The sequence below is a fragment of the Polyangium sp. y55x31 genome (assembly GCF_029946505.1).
Taxonomy (GTDB): Bacteria; Myxococcota_A; Polyangia; order Polyangiales; family Polyangiaceae; genus Polyangium.
On the sequence record NZ_JARZHG010000019.1, the window covers coordinates 10,567 to 28,001 of the forward strand.

Consider the following 17,435-nt stretch of genomic DNA (forward strand, 5'->3'; position numbering starts at 1 on the left):
CGCTCAGATTCCGGTGGGATCGAACTTGGGGGTTTTCTTGGTGGTCTTGTTCGTCGTCTTGCTCGTCCCGGTGGACGGCGGACGCACGGTCTTCGTCGTGCTCACGGTCGGCGCTTTCCACGTGGTCGGCGCCTTGTTTCCGCCGGCGGCGGCTTGCGTCCCCTCGGGCGCGGCGACCGCGGGCTCCTCGCCCTTCGGCTCTTCGGCCTTGGGCTCCTCGACCTTCGGCGGCTCGGCCGTCGTCGTGGGCGGCGGTTCGGGCTGCTTCGCCTCGGTCGGCGTCGGCGTCGGCGTCGGCGCGGCTTGCGTGGCGGGCGCTTGCTCTGTCGTCGTGGGCGTGGGCTTCTCGGGTTTGTCCCCGCTGCCGCCCGAGAACGCCACGACGGCGCCGATCGCGACGGCCGCGAGCGCGCCGACGCCCATGACGAGCCGCTTCTTCTTCTGCGACGCTTGCGCGGCGAGCAGGACGTCGTCGTCGTCCTTCGCGGCCGGCTGCGCGGTCGTGGCCGTCGGAATCGGCACGCTCTGCAGCGTCTCGAGCCGCGGCGCGGGTGGCGCGGCCGGGATGTCGAAGCTCGCCGCGCTCGTGTCGGCGGTCACGGGGACGTCCGTGCTCTCACCGGCCTTCGCCGCGGCTTCCGGCTTCGAGTCGACCTTCGGCTCGCTCGTCATTGGCGGCGGGATGCTCGCGCGATCCGCGGCGATGCTCGCGTCGGCTGCGGCGATCGCGGCGCGCAGCTCTGCGGCGCGTTTCGCGTTCGCCTCGCCGATCACCTTGCGCACGAAGTCGGCGACGTCCTCGTCCGTGATCGGCGAGCCGACCTGCGAGGACACCTGATCGAGCGCGCGTTGCATCTCGGCGGCCGTCGAGTAGCGCTTCGTCCGGTCCTTCTCGAGCGCTTTGAGGATCACCTTCTCGAAGTCCGCGTGGATGCTCGGGACGAGCTCGCGCGGCGGGATCGGATCCTTCAGCGCGATGTTCTCGACGGTCTTGAACTCCGTCTCTCCGCGGAACGGGTGCAGGCCCGTGACCATCACGTAGAGCAGCACGCCGAGCGAGAAAAGATCGCTGCGGCGATCGAGCGGCAGGCCGCCGAGCTGCTCGGGCGAGAGATACGGCGTCTTGCCTTTGACCAGGCCTTCGGTGCGCGTGACGTAGAGACGCCCGCGTGACTTCGCCACGCCGAAGTCGGCGATCTTCGCGAAGCCCGAGGTCGAGATCAGGATGTTGCCCGGCGAGATGTCGCGGTGGACGAGATCGACGAGCGCGCCGTTGTCGTCGCGCAGCTCGTGCGCGGCGTGCAGGCCCGCGCAGATCTGCGAGGCGATGCGCAGGATGATGTTCTGCGGGATCCCGCCGAGCGTCTTCGACGCCTTCTGCACCGTGCTGAGCGTGTCGCCCTCGACCCACTCCATCACGATGTAGAGGATGTCGTCCTGCTCCCCGAGGTCGAAGATCTCGACCACGTTCGGGTGCCGGATGCGGGCTGCGACGCGCGCCTCGTCGAGGAACATCGTCTCGAAATCCGGATCGTCGGAGACGTCCGGCAGCATCGTCTTGATCGCGACGGTCTTCTGGAAGCCGCGTGATCCCTGCAGGCGCGCGGCCCAGACCGACGCCATGCCGCCCTTCGCGACGCGCAGGAGGATCTCGTAACGGCCGAGCGTGCTGCCGGGCTTGAGGCGATCGAGCGCGGTCGCCTTCGTGCGCGAGACGGGCGCCTCGGAGCCGTCGCCGTCGGCTGGCGAAGGCCCGGTCGTCGGCGTCTTCGTGACGACCGTCGGCATCTCGGACTTCGTCATCACGACGTGCTCGGGTTTGTCCTCGGCCTTGGGCTCCTCGGCCTTGGGCGCCTCCGGCTTCTTGGCTTCTTCGGCCTTGAGCTCCTCGGCCTTGGGCGCCTCCGGCTTCTTGGCTTCGTCGGCCTTGGGCTCCTCGGCCTTCGGCGCGCCCTTCACCTCGACCTTCGGCGCCTCGAAGGCCCCGGAGTCGTCGTCGATCTCGATGTCCTCGCCGGGCAGCGACTCCGCGACGGGTCGGACCGGCGGCGGCGGCTTCGGCACCTCGGGCTTCGCGCCGACCACGGGCGGGGCCGGGGGCTTCGGGATCCCGGGCTTCGGCGGCGCCGGCGCGGCCTTCGGCGGCGGCGGCACGACCGGCTTCTTCGCCTCCGCGGCCGGGGCGGCTTCGGGTTTGTCGGCCGGTTTGTCCGCGCCCTTCGCCTCCGCGGGCTCCTTCGCCTCGGCGGCGGGCTCGGCCTTTGCGGCGGGCTTCGGCACGGCGGCGGCCGCGGGCTTCGGCGGCTCGACGCCGCCCACGAGCGTCCGCTGACGAACCATCGGCTTCGGGGCGCCGATCTTCGGCACGCTCGGACCTGCGGCCGGCTTGTCCTCCGCCGCGTCTTTTTTCTCGGCGGCGGGCGTGGGCGCCGGGGCCGTCACAGCGGGCGCCGTCACGGCGGGCGCCTTTGCGCCGAGCGGCGCCTTGCCGTTTGCCCCGGGCGCTGCGACGCCGACGACCGTGGGCTGCGGAGGACGCACGGCTGCGGCGGGGGCGGGCTTCGCCGCGGCGGGCGATGGGGCCGCCGCGGCGGGCGCCACGGCGGGCGCGGCCGCCGGCTTCGAGGCGAACTTCTCCACGAAAGCGCCCACTTCCTCGGGCTTGGCCAGCATGTCCGCGGGGACGCTCTGCAGCGCCTTGAGCAGGCTGTCGAGCGACGCGCGTTTCGCGGGATCGCGCTCGAGCGCCTTCGGCAGCGCCTCCTCCACCTCGGCGGGGAGGCCATCGATCATCACGGACGACAGCTCCTGGATCGGCCCCGAGAGGACCTTCTGCACGACGGCTGCCTCCATCTTCGAGGCGAAGAGCCGCTGCTTCGCGATGAGCTCCCACAGGATCACGGCGGCGGCGAACACGTCGCCCTTCGGATCGATCGTGCCCGTCGGCGCGCCGGGCGTCGCGGCGCTCATGGCCTTCACGCGCTCGGGCGGCGCGTAGGCGAGCCGATCTTGCTTCATGATCCCGTGCGGGCCGAGCTTCGCGAGGGCGCGCGCCCAGCCGAACCCGCCGACGCGCGTCACGCCGTCCTTGCCCACGAGCACGTGGAACGGGCTCAGCTCGCCGTGCGCGATGGGCTCGCTCTGCGCGTGCGCCGCCGCGAGGCCTTCGAGCAATTCGAGGCCGATACGCAGCGCGATCGGGAGCGGGATGCCGGCCGTCTTCGCGTTCGCGACCAGCGAGGAAAGTGTTTCGCCTTCGAAGTGCTCCGAGACCACGAAGATCTCGCCGTCGCCGACGCCCGTCTCCACCATCGGCACCACGTTCGCGTGCGTGAGGAGCTTGCCGTTCTTCGCGTCGCGCAAGAACGCCTCGGCGACCTCCGGCTTCTTCGTCACGTGCTTGTGCAGGCGAAGCACGACGTAGCTCTTCGTGCTTCCGTCGGTTTGGGCGAGCCAGGTGGACGCCACGCCACTGCCGGCCATCTCCCGCGTCAACTCGTATTTCCCGAGCTTCGAAGCCGATCCAGTGGCAGTCTGAGTATCGAGCGCCATTGCCGTCGCATGCTATCAGGTTCGTAGAAGCCGGATCCAGCAAGCTTTTCAGGTTGCGCGGCCGACGCCTCTCACGAGGAGCCTCACCCGCGAAGCACGGGGCACGCCGGGTCGAGTAGCGAGGCACACGTTCAGCACTGGGCTCGCAACTGACCATGTCGCCAGCGTCGTTCCCCTCGCGTCCTCGCCTCGCGGATCACGCCGTCGTTCGGCGCCATCGCGTGGGCGACGAGGACTTCTGGGTCCTTCACGATCAGCGCTCGGGCCTCGCGTATCGCCTCGGCGCGCGCGAGTGGGGATTGCTCGCGCAGGCCGACGGCTCGCGTGATCTCGAAGGGATCGTGGCCGCGGCCTCGCGCGCGGGGACCTTCGCGAAAGTCGAGACGCTGCGCGCGTTCCTCGCCGCTCTGCACGAGGCCGGCCTGCTCGCCGCGGGCGTCGCGCTGCTTCCCGATCCGAAGGCCCGCGGCGCTTCGCGACCGCTCGATCCGCTGCCCGGCTTCTCCCTCGCGTGCGACGGCCGCGGGAGCTGCTGCCGTCTTTATGCCTCCGTGATCTTCCGGCCCGTCGAGGAGGCCTATGCCCGCGCGCTCTTGCCGCGCGTGCTCGACGCCGGCGATCACCCCGAACGCGCGTTCACGCCTTTGCACGGCTCCTCGCCCTGCGGCGCGAGCTCCGTGCCTCTCGTCGACGGCCGCTGCGCATACCTCGATGACAGCGGGCTCTGCCGCCTGCACGCGGCGCAAGGCGCGCACGTAAAACCGCTCGGTTGCCAGACCTTTCCTGCGCTCTTCGTCGACGATGGGGAGACCGTGCGTGTCGCGCCCGCCGTGGAGTGCGCGTGCGTGCTCGCGAGCGCGCTCGATCCGCAGCCGGAGGGCGCTTCGCTCGTCCCCGATGGCGCGCAAAGCTCCGCGGATCTCGACGAAGGCATCCTGATCGTCGAGCTCCCGGAGACGCTGCTGGTCACGCCGGGAAAACACGGCACGCACGCGGATCTCGTTCGTTTCATGCGCGCCGTCGCGGAGGCGCAAGCGCCGATCGACACCGCGCGCGCGCTCGCAGCCCTCGCAGCTTCCGTCGAGATCGCGGGCCTCGATCCCGCCGCCGCGACGCGCGTCCTCGCAGCGCCCGCGCCCCTCGATCTCGAGCTCTTCCGCCCCTTCTTCGCAGCGCTCGCGTCGCGCGCATCTCGCCGCGCTCGCATCGACGCGACCTTCCGCGCCGAGCACGACCTCGCGGGCCGCGCCGTCCGCTGGATCGAAGCCGCGTCCCGCGCCCTCGTCGAGGATCCGACCCTCGCCGCGCCTGCCACCTCCACGCGCGCCCGCGCCGAAGCCTTTTACCTTCGCGCCGGCGCACACGCCTACCAGCTCGTTTCGAGCGACCTCCCCCTCGCGCACGCCCTCCGCGATCGCGCCGCGCGTCTCCTCCTCGCGCGTGCCTTGCCGCTCGTGATCACACCCGACGAAGCGCGCGACGAGCCTGCGCTCGTGCATCCGCTCGCCCTCGTCGAGGCGACGCTCCGGGGGCACGGCCTCGACGCGTACGCCCACGACGTGCCAGGCGCGGCGTAACGCGGCGATCGCGTGCACGCGGACGCTTCGACGTCATAACGATCCGAGGAGGATCGAGCCCATGACGATCACGAGGGGGGACCGAGTGGGGGAGCGAGGTGCGCTCGTCGAGCGCCTGCTTTCCATCATGGATCAGAAGAACCACTGGGCCTGGCCGAAGCTCACGAAGCCGGGCCTTTCGCGCGCCGCGCTGGCCGCGCATTTCCGCCACGAATACCGCACCTACGTGCGCGACTTCCCGGTGCTGCTCGCGCGTGTCCTCGGCCAGGGCCCGCCCGACGACGTGCGCATCGCGCTCGCCGAGAACCTCTACGAAGAGCAGACCGGAAAGCTGAGCCTCGGCGTCCCGCACCCCGCCTTGTTCCTGGAGATGATCGACGGCCTCGGCATCGATCGCGCCTCGATCGAAGACCCCGCGATCCCCCTCGAACCCGAGGCCCTCACCTACCGCGCGATGCTCGACCGCGTGAGCGCGAGCCCGCCCTGGCAGATCGGCGCCGCAGTCCTGACCATCTTCGTCGAGGGCAGCGTGCACGAGCGCGCCGAGCTCGAAGGCACACGGAAGCTCCCGCCAATCGACGAGGTCATCCGCACACACCCGATGGTCCTGCACTACGGCTGTCCACCCGAGCGCATGCGCCTCGCCCGCGCCCATCGCGCCGTCGAAGGAGGCCATCGCCGCGACGCGTGGAACATGCTCCTCGCCCACGTCCCGCCCGCGAGTGACCTCGCGGCCTCCGTCGTCGACGCGATGAGCGAGGCGCTCACGCTCTGGCAAGCGTATCGCTCGGCCGTCGCGCGTCACCTCGTCTGAGCGGATGCGCGGGGCGTTGCCCCGCACCCCAGCAGGGGGCTGTCCGCCCCTTGCACCCCGGACCAGGCACGGCCTGGACCGAAGGCCGAGAAACCGCGCATCGCGCGGTTTCTCGGACGGGCCCGTGGCAAGACCACCACCGGCGTTGCCAGCCAAGACAGCAGCGTTGTCGTTTCTCGTAGCGACCTTTTCCCTGTCGACAGCGCGCATCGCGCGCTGTCGCCCCGGGTCCAGCGCTTGCGCTGGTCCGGGTCCAGGGGTGGACAACCCCTGGTCGGGTCCGGGGTGAAACCCCGGCGCCACGCCACATCACCGCCGTTCGTCGGGACGCACTTCGTACAGCGCCGCCTCGCGCGAGCGGCTCGCGGCGGCCTTCACCGCATCCGCGACCGTCGCGCGGAGCAGGAGCGCCGCTGCTTGCCGCGCGACCTCCAGTGAGGGCAGCGATGCCGCGGCGAAGAGCACGAACCCGGCTCCGATCGTGAGCCCCGCGCTGCGCCCGCGACCTCGCGCAGGCGGCCTGACCGACGCGCCCCTCGTCCGTGAAAACCCCGTCGAGGACGCTCCCATGAAATCCGCGAGCGCCTCCTCCAGCGCAAACCGCAGCGCCCGCGCGTCCGGATACCGCCTGCGTCGATCCTTCTCCAGGCACTTCGCCACGAGCCGCCGCGCGCCCTCCGGCACCCAGCCGGGCAGCGGATCTGGCTCCTCCGACAGCACGACCTCGATCACTGCGTCCACGTCCGTCCCATCGAACGGCGCCCGCCCCGCGAGCGCCTCGTACAGCACCGCCCCGAGTGCCCAGAGATCCGCGCGCCCATCCACGTCCTCGTCGCCATGCGCCTGCTCCGGGCTCATGTACTGCGGCGTCCCCACGACCCGCGGCGTCCCCTCGTGGGAAGGCCCGCTCGGCTCGTCCGCCCGGAGGGGCGCCGGGACGAACCCGCCGCTCGGCGGGTTTTTCGCGCCCATCGGCGCGCTGCACCCGAAGTCGAGCAGCTTCGGCATGCGGCCCTCGCCCGGTACGTCCGCGAGGAAGATGTTCTCCGGCTTCACGTCCCGATGCACGATCCCGTGCGCGTGGATCGCCTCGAGACCCCGACAAACATCGATCGCGATCGACAAGGCCTCCGCGACGGCCAGCGGCTCGCGCGGGCGCAGCCTCTCGGCGAGCGTCTCGCCGCGGAGCAGCTCCATCACCAGGAAGCGGCGCTTCGGCTCGGCCTCGCCGGCGTCGAGGACACCCACGACGTTCGGATGGGAGATCTGCGCGGCGATGTGCGCCTCGCGCACGAAGCCGAGAGCCCCGGTGACGTCGCTCTCGGGGGGTGAGAGTTTGATCGCCACGTCGCGCCCGATCCGTTCGTCGCGGGCCCACCACACGGTCCCCATCCCGCCAGCGCCGATCGCCCGGATCAGCCGGTACCGATCCCCCAACAGCTCGCCCGCTCGGGCCATGCTCCCCCTCCGAAGCGGGCTGGTATCTGCAGGAAACGCGCCTCGACCGTTTTCCCGGGGAGGAGGACGGGGGTTACGGGGTCAAACCGCGGAGGACGTGCGTCGCGAGCGCCTCGCCGAGCTCCCGGTAGCCCCGCTGCGTCAGGTGCACGCCGTCGCTCGCCGCGCGCGCGGGCGACTCCGCGGCCCACGCCTTGATCGAGCCCTCGCCGCCCATGACGGCGTACGTGTCCCAGAAGCTGCACCCGGCCTGCCGCGCGCCCTCGCGGATCGCGTCGCGAACGAGCGGCGTGCGCGCGCGCGTGTCCGCGCGATCCGTCGGCGCGAGCGCGAGGCAGTCCGTGTCGGGCGCGAAGCGGCGGATGCGCTCCACGAGCCGCACGAGCCTTTGCGTGTACTTCACCGGATCCACGGCCACGTCGCCCGCCTCGTTCGTCCCGTACTCCAGCACCACGAGCGACGGCTTTCGCCGGGCGAGCTCGACCCCGAAGCTCGCCTCATCCCACGCGAGGGGCGTCCCGAACCGCGCCCCGTTGATCCCCAGCGTGTCGAGCACGACCCCTGGCCGCTCGGTTGGATCCGTCTCGATCACCACCCCGCAGAGCTCGGGGTTGCCGCGCGTGGGCGTCACCTGCAACGTCTCGCGCCCTTCGCTCACGAGCAAGAGGTGCCTGAGATCGCCCGGCGGCTCGGTCACGGTCGCGCGGATCTTCGTCTTCGGCCCGCTCCCGAGCGAGACCTCGAGCTCGTCGTCGGCCGAGCGCAGCCGGTAGCACACGTCCCACGAGAGCCGGCTCGTCAGGCCTTCGTCCGTCACGTTCACGCGCGCGCGGCCGCTGCCGGCCGGGCCCGTCGTCACGAGGCCGCCGAGCCCGAACACGCCGTCGCCCGTTCGTGACGACGTGGCCGGCGCCTTCGGCCGGATCGTCCACTTCTCGTCGGTCGAGAGCCGCACGCCGTCGTGCCTGTACTGCTTCCAGCCGACGTGCACGAACCCCGGCCCGGCCTTGCCGAACCGCTTCTGCAACACGTCGCGCATCGCCCCGGTCCAGAAGTCCGCCTGCCCGTGCGAATCGCCGAGCCAGAGGATTCGCACGTGCGCCTTGCGACCGCCGCGGCCGAGCTCCCGCAGCGCCGCTTGGAACCGCGCGAGCTCGGGCTCGCCCGCGGGGAGCGCAGGCGCCGGGGCCACGGACGCCGCGCCTTCCGGGATCGACGTCTCGATCGGCGCGGCGGCGCTCGCCGAGACAGGAGGCGCGGGCACGTCGGCGGATGCAGACGCAGACGCGACGGGACGCGACGGGACAGGCCCCGCGTCGGCCGGCAGCCGATGTTCTCCGCCGCAGGCCGCGGCGAGGGTGATCACGGCGAAAGCCCAGAAACCCTCAGGCGAACGGATCGTACACCTCCGCTTCTCCCCCGGGAGACGACGACGGCGGCCGCGGCGCGCGCCTGGCGCTGACATGCTCCTCCACCTCGCGCACGAGCTCCTCGGCGTAGGCCTCGAACGGCGCGCACGTGACCCCCGTCCCTGCGAGCGCGCTCGTCGCGGCGCGCGCGTCGTACCGCACGCCCCGCGCGATCTGCTCCAGGAACGCCTTGGGGCTGCGCACGAAGCGCTCGATCCCCGGCGTACGCAAGATCATCGCCGCCGCGCTCGCCGGCACCTGCCGGAGCGTGCTCCCGCGCGCGGCGCGCGCGAGCACCTCGAAAAACCTCCGCGCCGAGATCGGATGTGGATCCACGAGGTGGAACGTCTTGCCGCGCGCCTCCCGCATCCGCCCGAGCGCGCACGACGCGCGGACCACGTAGTCCATCGACACCACGTGCATCGGCGCCTCGCCTCGTTGCGGCAACGGCAGCGGGATCTCCGCCGGCGTCGTCAGCGCGAGCAGCGCCGCGAGGTGCAGCGCATCGAGCCGCTCCCCCGGCCCCGACGCGCCGACCACCGCCCCGGGCCGCACGATCACGATCGGCACGTGCTTCCCTGCGCGACGCGCGAGCGCCTCGGCCCGCATCCGCGCCCGCGCGGCCTCGTCGTGGAACTCCTGCCCGGCTTCCAGATCCTCCTCGTACACCACGCCCGTCCGGTCACCCGACACGGCCGCCGTCGAGTGCACGACCAGGGCTTCGAGCGAGCTCGACGCCCGCGCGAGCTCCAGGATCTCCGCCGTCGTCGCCACGTTCGCTCGCGCCGCGGTCGCCTCGTCCATCCCCACCCACGCCGCGTGCGCCGCGTGGTGGATCCGATCGACCTCCGACACGAGCTGCCGGTACTCCGAGCCCGAAAGACCGAGATCCATCGCTGCCGGATCTCCTTCGAGCACGCTCGTTCGTGCCGCGGCGGCCTCGCCGAGCGCGACGAGCGCCCGATCGGCCTCGGCCTTCTCCTCGGCGCGCACGACCGCGTACACGAACGCGCGTGTGTTCGTGGAGAGCACGTGCTCGGTGATCCGCTGCGCGTAGAGCGAAGGGAACCCGTTGATCAGCACGACCTCGTCGTGACCTGGGCGGGGCACGTGCCGAGCTTACCGCATGCGAACCCTGCAGACCGGGGTGAAACGGGCCCGCGATTCGTACTAGCCTTCGGACGTACGATGAGCGCACACGCCCCGCCCCTCCGAGGACGTCCTCGACGTGCCCTGACCCGCCTCGCCCGCGGCCTCCTCTTCGCCGTCGCCCTCGCGCTCCCCGCGACGCTCGCGGGCTGCAAGGACGAACAGCCCCCGCCGCCGCAGAAGGTCGCGCCCCTCGAGCCGATCCCTGCGCCGGCGGGCCTGCTCGCCGAGGTCTTCGTCCCGAACCCCGACGAGGCCTGGGCCAAGGCGCGCGCCGCCGTCGGTGGACCTGCGCTCTTCCTCCCCTCGAACGCGGGCAACCTCGCGGTTACGCTCCTCGGCTTGCCGCTCGCCGTCTCCGCCGAGATCGACGGCAACCTCCCGCTCGTCGGCGCGCTCGTCGAGCGCACCGGCGGCGGCCGCCCGCGCTCGGCGATGGGCATCCACGTGCGCGACGCCGGCAAGGTCGAGGGCTTGCTCGTGAAGGGCGAGAACGCGCGCTTCCAGCTCCGCGTGGACGAGAAGACCTCCATCACCCTGATCGAGCCCAAGGACGGCGGCGCTCGCCCGATGGTGATCGGCCTGCTCGGCAACTACCTCCTCTTCGCGCAGGAGGCCGCGGATCTGCTCGAGGTCGGCCCGTACGTCGTGCGCACCCTGCCCACGGCGAAGATGCCGAAGGCCGACATCGCCTTCGAGCTCCCGCGCGAGGCGCTCGGCGGCCCGATCGAAAAAGGCCTGCGATCGAGCTGGGAGAGCATCCGCCCCCGCCCGCGCGCCGGCGCGGCCGCCGAGGGGGACAAGGCGCCCACGTCCGTCCCGAGCCCGCTGAATGGGCTCGTCGACGCCTTGCTCGGCATCCTCGTCGAGCTCGACCATGCGCGCGTCACCCTCGATTTCGACGACCGCGCGGCGCACCTGCGCCTCCTCGGCACGCCGCGCGAGGGTTCGGCCGGCGCCGCGAACATCGCCGCGATGACCGTCGGCGATCCGCGCCGCTTGCTCGAATTGCCGGCCGACACCGACATCGGGGTCTATCTGCAAGACAGCGCGCAATCACGCGCGACCGACGCCAAGAAATACGCCGACGCCCTCGCCGCGGCGGTCGGCAAGGACGTCCCCGAGGACGATCGCGCCGCCCTTTCGGCCGCGCTCGTCGCCGTCGCCGAGGGCCGCGGCGATTCCTTCACGGCCGGCGCCTCGCTCCTCTCCACGGGCCCCGCCATTTATGCGCGCAGCGACGTCGCCGACGGGAGCAAGCTCGACGAGGCCCTCGGAAACCTCCTCGGCCTCGCCAAGCGGAAGAGCTTCGCCTCGTGGCTCGGCCAGAACGAGATCGAGGTCAGCACCGGAAAAACCGTCCTCGAAAACCTCCCGGGCGACGTTCGCCGCATCCGCCTGGCGCGCGTGGAGGGCAAGGACGACAAGGGCAAGAAGGACGAAAAGGCGGGCAAGGACCGGAAAGACAAACCCGGCAAGGACAAGCCCGCCGACAAACCCGCCGTGCCGGAGGGCGTGCCGAGCACGATCGATGTCCTTTACATGCTCGGCAAGGACGGCCTCGTCCTCGCGGCCGGTTATGACGCCAAGGCTGCGTTCCGGACCATCCTCGAATCGCCGGGCAAGGAAAACCTCTCCGGCCGCGCCGAGGCGAAATCGGCGATCGCGGCCGTCGGCGACAAGACCGCGTTCGTCGCCTTCGTGGATCCCTTGCGCCTCCTCAATCGTCGCGCCGGCAAGGCCGACGTCGGCCCGAGCGCGCCCGTCGTGTTCTCCCTCGGAAAGGGTGGGGAAGGGGTCGGGGCGAACGACCCGTGGATGCGCCTCGACGTCGCGAACCTCGCCATTCAGGAGCTCGTCAAGCGCCGCGGCGCACTCTAGTCCCGAGGGGGACGCCTCGCGTCCCCCGCTCGTCCGGGCAAAGCCCGGCCGATTCACCCCCTGGAGGCGAAATCGCGGCGCGATTTCGCTGCGCTTTCCCGCCCATCAACGCGGCGACGCCGACGCCTCGCGCTCCTTCGCGTTCCGCACGCACCGAAACCCGAGCCCCGGCACCTTGTACGACACGATCGCCCCGCCCCGGAAGGCCGCGAGGATCCCGCGCCCGCTCCGGTTCCAGCCGCCGCCGCGCACCACGTAGTTCCCGATGGAAGGCCGCAGGTGCACCGGATCGACCTCGTCCTTGCCCGAATACGGCACGTAACTATCGAGCACCCACTCCCACACGTTCCCGGCCAGATCGTGGATCGGCCCCGACGGCCAGATACGATCGCCTTTGCGGTGCGTCCCGACCTTCGAAGGCCCGCCGCCGTGGCAGCCACTGTCGCCGCCCGGCGAGATCAGGATCGCCTGCGTGAAATCGGCGTGCTCGCACGTCGGCTCCTCCTCGCCCCAGGGCCACGACCGGCCATCGCCCCCCGTCGCCGCCCACTCCCATTGCGCCTCGGTTGGCAGCGATTTGCCGTACTGCTCGCAATAATACTTCGACATCGGATAATCGACGAGGTTCACCGGGTAATCCGGCTTGTCGGGGTACGTGACCCACCGATCGGTCCGCTGAGGCGCCTTGCAGCCCTTCTCCTGCACGCACTTCTTCATGGCGCCCGCCGTCACCTCGGTCTGGTCCATGCAGAAGGGCTTCGTCAGCACCACCTTGTGCGGCAGGTCCGCGCGTCCCTTGCCGTGATTGCCCGATTTGCGGTTGCCAAACCCGAACGCCGACAGGTTCTTGCCCATCTTGAACCCCGCAGGCCCCGTCGCCGGCACGTACACCTCACCCTCGGGGCAAGCCGGCGCGCACGCGCCCGCCTCGCAACGCTCGATGTCGAGGCACGTCTTCACCGCCTCCGGCGCGCGTCCCGTCCCTGCACAACGCACCACGCTCTCACCGTCGCAGGCGAGCGCGCCCTCCGCTTTCCCCGCGCAAGGCCCCGTCTCTTCGGCCGCCGCCGTCGTCGCCGTCGCGGCATCCGGCACGCCGCCGCCGTCGATCGCCGGGGGCGTCGCGCCCGCGTCGTCCGAGCCACTTCCGCCGCTCGGTTGCTTGGCGCAACCGACGAGGACGGCGAGGGAGGGCAGCCAGAGGGCAATGCGCCGGCGAATCACGCGGCGGAAGGTACCCGCTCGCCCGGGCATGGCAAAGGTTCCGCGTAGGCTCCCGCGCACTACGGTGACGGCGGAATGGCCGCCGTCCCCACTCCCCAGCTCCCCGCGGTGATCCCCCGCCTCCGACACGTGGATCCCCGTATCCGACTTCACATTCCCCCCCTCGGCGGAGGTGATCCCCCTGCTCCGGGAAGTGATCCCCCCGCTCCGGAAGGTGATCCCCCGTATCCGAGCCTACGTTCCCCTGCTCCGGGAGGTGATCCCCCGCGGGGGATCACCTCCCGGAGCAGGGGGATCCTGTTTCGGCGGCCGGGGCCGAGCGATCGTCGTCGAGAGGGAATGTGGATCACCCCGGACGAGCGCACGTCCGAGAGCCGCGCGTCCATTGACAGGTTCCGGATCGAAACCAACGTTCGCCCCGCGCCAAACGTCGAGTCGATTCGCTCCCTCCCGGAGGTCGAGTGAGTTTGCGCTCCCATGTGAGGTGTACGATGAACGTTCGCAGGCTCTCGAAGCTCGGCGCCACTGCGCTCTTGATCCTCGCGGCCGGCTGCCAGCGCTCCCCCGAAGCCCAGGCCGTCACCCGTGAGACCACGGCCGCGGGCGCCACGGCCGCTCCTTCTTCCACCCCGCCCGTGCTCTCCGGCACGCCCGACGTCGCCGCCCTCGTCGCGCGCGTACAGCCCTCGGTCGTCAACATCACGAGCGAGCACGAGGTCGAGGTCCCGCGCGACATGCCAGGTGATCCATTCGGCGGCGACAGCCCGTTCGGCTGGTTCTTCGGTCCAAACCGCCATGGCCGTCGCCCGCCCGTCGAGCCCTTCGAGCGCGGGAGAAAGCAGCAGGCGCTCGGCTCCGGCATCCTGATCGACGCAGCAGGGCACGTCGTGACGAATGCACACGTCGTCGAGGACGCCGACGTGGTGCGCGTGAAGCTGGCGGACGATCGCGAATTCAAGGCAAAGGTGAAGGGGCGTGATCCTCAGCTCGATCTCGCCGTGCTCGAGCTCGAAGGGGCGAAGGACCTGCCGGCCGCGACGCTCGGGTCGAGCGCAGCGCTGCGCGTGGGCGAGTACGTCATTGCGATCGGAAACCCCTTCGGCCTCGGCCACACGGTGACGATGGGCATCGTCAGCGCCAAGAGCCGCACGATCGGCGCCGGCCCCTACGACGATTTCATCCAGACCGACGCGTCTATCAACCCGGGCAACAGCGGAGGCCCGCTGTTCAACCTGCGCGGCGAGGTCGTCGGGATCAACACAGCCATCAACCCGAACGGCAAGGGCATCGGCTTCGCCATTCCAATCGACGACGTGAAGGACGTGCTCCCACAGCTCCTCGGCACGGGCCACGTCGCGCGCGGCCGCCTCGGCGTCGTGATCCAGCCAGTCGACGCAGGGCTCGCGAAGGCATTTGGCCTCGATCGTCCGCGCGGCGCGCTCATCGCCGAGGTCGAGCCCGACGGGCCAGCGCAGAAGGCAGGCCTTCAGAGTGGCGACGTGATCGTCGAGGTCGACGGCACCGAAGTGCAAAACGCACACGATTTGCCGCGCATGGTCGCACGTCACGCGCCAGGCTCGAAGGTGAAGGTAAAGGTCCTGCGCAAGGGCGAGACCAAGACGTTCGAGGCCACGCTCGCAGCGCTCGCAGATGAACAAGGCAAGGGCGCAGCACCCAGCGGGCCGAGCGTCGACAGCTCGGGCCTCGGCGCCGAGCTCATGGACGCGCCCGACGGAGGCGGCGCCGTCGTGCGGCGCGTGCGTCCAGGCAGCGCAGCGGACGAGGCACTCGCGCCCGGCGACGTGATCGTCGAGGTGGATCGAGCGCCGGTCAAAAACGCGGCAGAGGCGTCAGAGCAGATCGGCCGCGCGCTGAAGAAAGGGCCGGCGCTCCTCCGGATCGAGCGCGACGGGCGAGGCCTTTACGTGGTCATCGAGTCCACGTCTCCGCGGTAAAGGCCTCGCGTGGTGGGTGTTCTGGGGGCGCTGCGCCGGGGCGCTGCCCCGGGCCCCGCGGGGGCTGTCCGCCCCTCGACCCGGACCAGGCACGGCCTGGACCGGGGGCGGAAGAACTGCGCTCCGCGCAGTTCTTCCGACGGGCCGGTGGCAAGACCTTGGAGGTGGGTTTCGAGCTGAACCGTCAGCTCTGCGGTCTTGACCGGCCAGCCCGTCGCCGGTCTTGACCTGGCCTGTTCGATGAACTGCGCATCGCGCAGTTCATCGACCCCGAGTCCAGCGCTTGCGCTGGTCCGGGTCCAGGGGCGGACAGCCCCTGGTGGGGCCTGGGGCAACGCCCCAGCGAAACGGCTCGACGCGAAACCTCACACGTTTTTCCTCGGGCACACGTCCGAGAACATGCAATCGCCGCATTGGGGGGCCTTCGCCGTGCATGTGTACCGCCCGTGCAGCACCATCGCCGGGCCGAATTTCGTCCAGCGCTCCTCGGGCACCATGTTCATCAGATCGCGCTCGATGGCCTCGGGTTTTTCCTGGGTCGTCAGGCCCATTCGCTGGCTCACCCGCGCCACGTGCGTGTCCACGATGATGCCCGACGGGATGTCCCATGCATTGTTCAGCACCACGTTCGCCGTCTTCCGCGCGACTCCGCGCAGCGCCGTGAGCTCTTCCATCGTCTGCGGCACCTCGCCCCCGTGCCGCTCGACGAGCGCGCGACACGTCTCCTGAACGGCCTTCGCTTTCTGCCGATAAGCGCCGGTCGGCTGCAGGATCTGCTCGAGCTCCTCCGTGTTCGCCTCGGCATATTCCTTGGCCGTGCGGTATTTCGGGAAGAGCGTCTTCGTCACCTTGTTGACTCGCACGTCGGTGCATTGCGCGGCGAGGATGGTGGCGATCAGGAGTTCCAGCGGCGTCGTCCAGTCGAGCTCGTAACGAGCGTCCGGGAACTTCTTCTGGAGCCGCTCGAGGACCGTCGACATCGAGACTTCGCCAGACCTTGCCATGCGAGAATGACCTCCTCCGTCCTCCGTGAGGACGAACCCGAGCCTACCGCAATCGAAGGACGCTGGCGAGAACCGAATCTCGCGGTCCGGTCATTGTTTGTCCGACGATCGCGCGAGCGTCAGGAACACCGGCACCGTGATCACGCGGATCCCGTAGGACCGAGCTTTCTGGCTCTTCGACGTCATCGAATGCGGATCGTCGATCACCAGCACGTCGAGCTTCTTCGTCACGGAGGCCTGGACCTTGAGTCCTGCGGCCACGGCCCGCGCTTCGAGCGCGGCCTTCGAGGGCTCGCCGTCCCCGGAAAAACATATCGACGTCCCCGGCCGGAGCGGCCGCGTCGAACCTGGGAGCGGCGCTGCCGCCCCGCTCCGCGCCGCCGCGAGCGCCTGCTCCGTACAATCCGCGGGCAAACCGAGGAGCCGCGACACCCGTGCGAGATCCGACGCGCCGAGGCCCCCACTGAGATCCCCCGCGAGCGCCGCCCGCGCGACCCCCGTCAAATAGGCCCGGTGCGCCGCGACGACATCCCCGCGCAAGAGCCCTGCGCCCTCCACGTGCCGGCGCGCGGCTTCCGCCTCTTCCTCGGTGACGCGCCGATCTTCGAGGATCTCGTCGAGCACCGTGAAATACCCATCCACGCTCCCGCTCGACGTCCCCTCGGGCAAACCCTCCACCATCACGCCGAGCGGCGACGGCTCCGCCGCGGCTTGCGCCTCGCCCCGCGCGGCGATCCGCGACGGACCTTCGATCTGCGGCCATGCGACGCTCTCCGCGATCGCGAGCTCCCTATCGTACGACGTGCGCCAGAAGCCCGTCGTGTTGAGCCGCGCGAACACACCGGCGGCCGCGCGCGCGTCGTCGAGCGCGCGGTGCTCGTGCCCGCCGTCGACGCCGAGGGCCTTGCAGCACGACGACAGCCGATAATCCCCGAGCCCTGGCAAGACTCGCATCGCGAGCTCGCGCGTGCACAGCCTCGGCGCGTCCGGCATCTCGTGCCCGAGCCGCCCGAGCTCCTCGGCGAGGAACGAGAGATCGAATTTGACGTTGTGCCCCACGAGCACCGCGCCTTCGAGGTACCGCACGAGCTCGGCGACCACCTCCGGAAACCTAGGCGCGCCCTCGAGATCCTCGGCGCCGAGCCCGTGGATGTGCGTCGCGCCGGGGTTCCTCTCGGGGTTCACCAGCGTCGTGAGCTCCCCGAGCACACGCCCCTCCGCGTCCGTGCGCACGACGGCGAGCTCCACGATCCGGTCCGTCTTCCATCGCAGCCCGGTCGTCTCGAAGTCCACCACCGCGAATCCACGGGGAAACGATGCTCGTCTTTCGGCGCTTTCCATCGCGGTCCGCGCCACCCTAGCACCTCCGGGCGGGCGAGGACAACGCTTGGAATGGCTCCCTTTCCGGGTTC

General features: G+C 70.8%; 11 protein-coding genes. 4 read left to right on the forward strand and 7 right to left on the reverse strand.

The window, feature by feature from the left end:
• Positions 1 to 3 precede the first annotated feature (3 nt).
• Positions 4 to 3,552 carry a protein kinase gene (locus tag QHF84_RS28700; protein WP_281316627.1) on the reverse strand — a complete coding sequence of 1,183 codons (3,549 nt, stop codon included), beginning with the start codon at positions 3,550 to 3,552 and terminating at the stop codon, positions 4 to 6.
• A 155-nt stretch (positions 3,553 to 3,707) separates the two neighbouring features.
• Between QHF84_RS28700 and QHF84_RS28705 the strand changes: the two genes are divergently transcribed.
• Together QHF84_RS28705 and QHF84_RS28710 are read left to right on the forward strand one after the other, a co-directional pair.
• A complete protein-coding gene (locus QHF84_RS28705; protein ID WP_281316628.1) occupies positions 3,708 to 5,129 on the forward strand; it encodes a YkgJ family cysteine cluster protein in 1,422 nt (473 codons plus the stop codon).
• Positions 5,130 to 5,190: 61 nt separating this feature from the next.
• Positions 5,191 to 5,943, forward strand: coding sequence for an iron-containing redox enzyme family protein (locus QHF84_RS28710; protein WP_281316629.1), 753 nt, complete (start codon positions 5,191 to 5,193; stop codon positions 5,941 to 5,943).
• A 309-nt stretch (positions 5,944 to 6,252) separates the two neighbouring features.
• Here QHF84_RS28710 and QHF84_RS28715 read toward each other — a convergent pair whose 3' ends face one another.
• The 3 genes from QHF84_RS28715 to QHF84_RS28725 form a co-directional block, all read right to left on the reverse strand.
• Entirely contained in the window at positions 6,253 to 7,401 is a 1,149-nt protein-coding gene (locus QHF84_RS28715; RefSeq protein ID WP_281316630.1) for a serine/threonine-protein kinase, read from the reverse strand.
• Positions 7,402 to 7,474: 73 nt separating this feature from the next.
• Positions 7,475 to 8,767: a GDSL-type esterase/lipase family protein gene (locus QHF84_RS28720; RefSeq protein WP_281316631.1), complete on the reverse strand. Its 1,293-nt coding sequence runs from the start codon at positions 8,765 to 8,767 to the stop codon at positions 7,475 to 7,477.
• A gap of 19 nt (positions 8,768 to 8,786) precedes the next feature.
• A complete protein-coding gene (locus QHF84_RS28725) occupies positions 8,787 to 9,920 on the reverse strand; it encodes an SDR family oxidoreductase (RefSeq protein ID WP_281316632.1) in 1,134 nt (377 codons plus the stop codon).
• Positions 9,921 to 9,998: 78 nt separating this feature from the next.
• On the opposite strand from QHF84_RS28725, the gene QHF84_RS28730 reads away from it, so the two are divergent.
• Positions 9,999 to 11,840 (forward strand): hypothetical protein, encoded by a 1,842-nt coding sequence (locus tag QHF84_RS28730; RefSeq protein WP_281316633.1) that lies wholly within the window; start codon positions 9,999 to 10,001, stop codon positions 11,838 to 11,840.
• A gap of 105 nt (positions 11,841 to 11,945) precedes the next feature.
• On the opposite strand, the gene QHF84_RS28735 is transcribed toward QHF84_RS28730, so the two are convergent.
• The gene (locus tag QHF84_RS28735) at positions 11,946 to 13,064 is read right to left on the reverse strand and encodes an SUMF1/EgtB/PvdO family nonheme iron enzyme (RefSeq protein WP_281316634.1); all 1,119 of its coding nucleotides are present in this window, start codon (positions 13,062 to 13,064) and stop codon (positions 11,946 to 11,948) included.
• Between the two features lie 491 nt (positions 13,065 to 13,555).
• Between QHF84_RS28735 and QHF84_RS28740 the strand changes: the two genes are divergently transcribed.
• The gene (locus tag QHF84_RS28740; protein ID WP_281316635.1) at positions 13,556 to 15,019 is read left to right on the forward strand and encodes a DegQ family serine endoprotease; all 1,464 of its coding nucleotides are present in this window, start codon (positions 13,556 to 13,558) and stop codon (positions 15,017 to 15,019) included.
• 365 nt (positions 15,020 to 15,384) lie between these two features.
• Here QHF84_RS28740 and nth read toward each other — a convergent pair whose 3' ends face one another.
• Entirely contained in the window at positions 15,385 to 16,023 is a 639-nt protein-coding gene (nth, locus tag QHF84_RS28745; RefSeq protein WP_281316636.1) for an endonuclease III, read from the reverse strand.
• Positions 16,024 to 16,113: 90 nt separating this feature from the next.
• Positions 16,114 to 17,316, reverse strand: a complete 1,203-nt coding sequence (locus QHF84_RS28750; RefSeq protein ID WP_281316637.1) for an exonuclease domain-containing protein — start codon at positions 17,314 to 17,316, stop codon at positions 16,114 to 16,116.
• Positions 17,317 to 17,435: the final 119 nt, after the last annotated feature.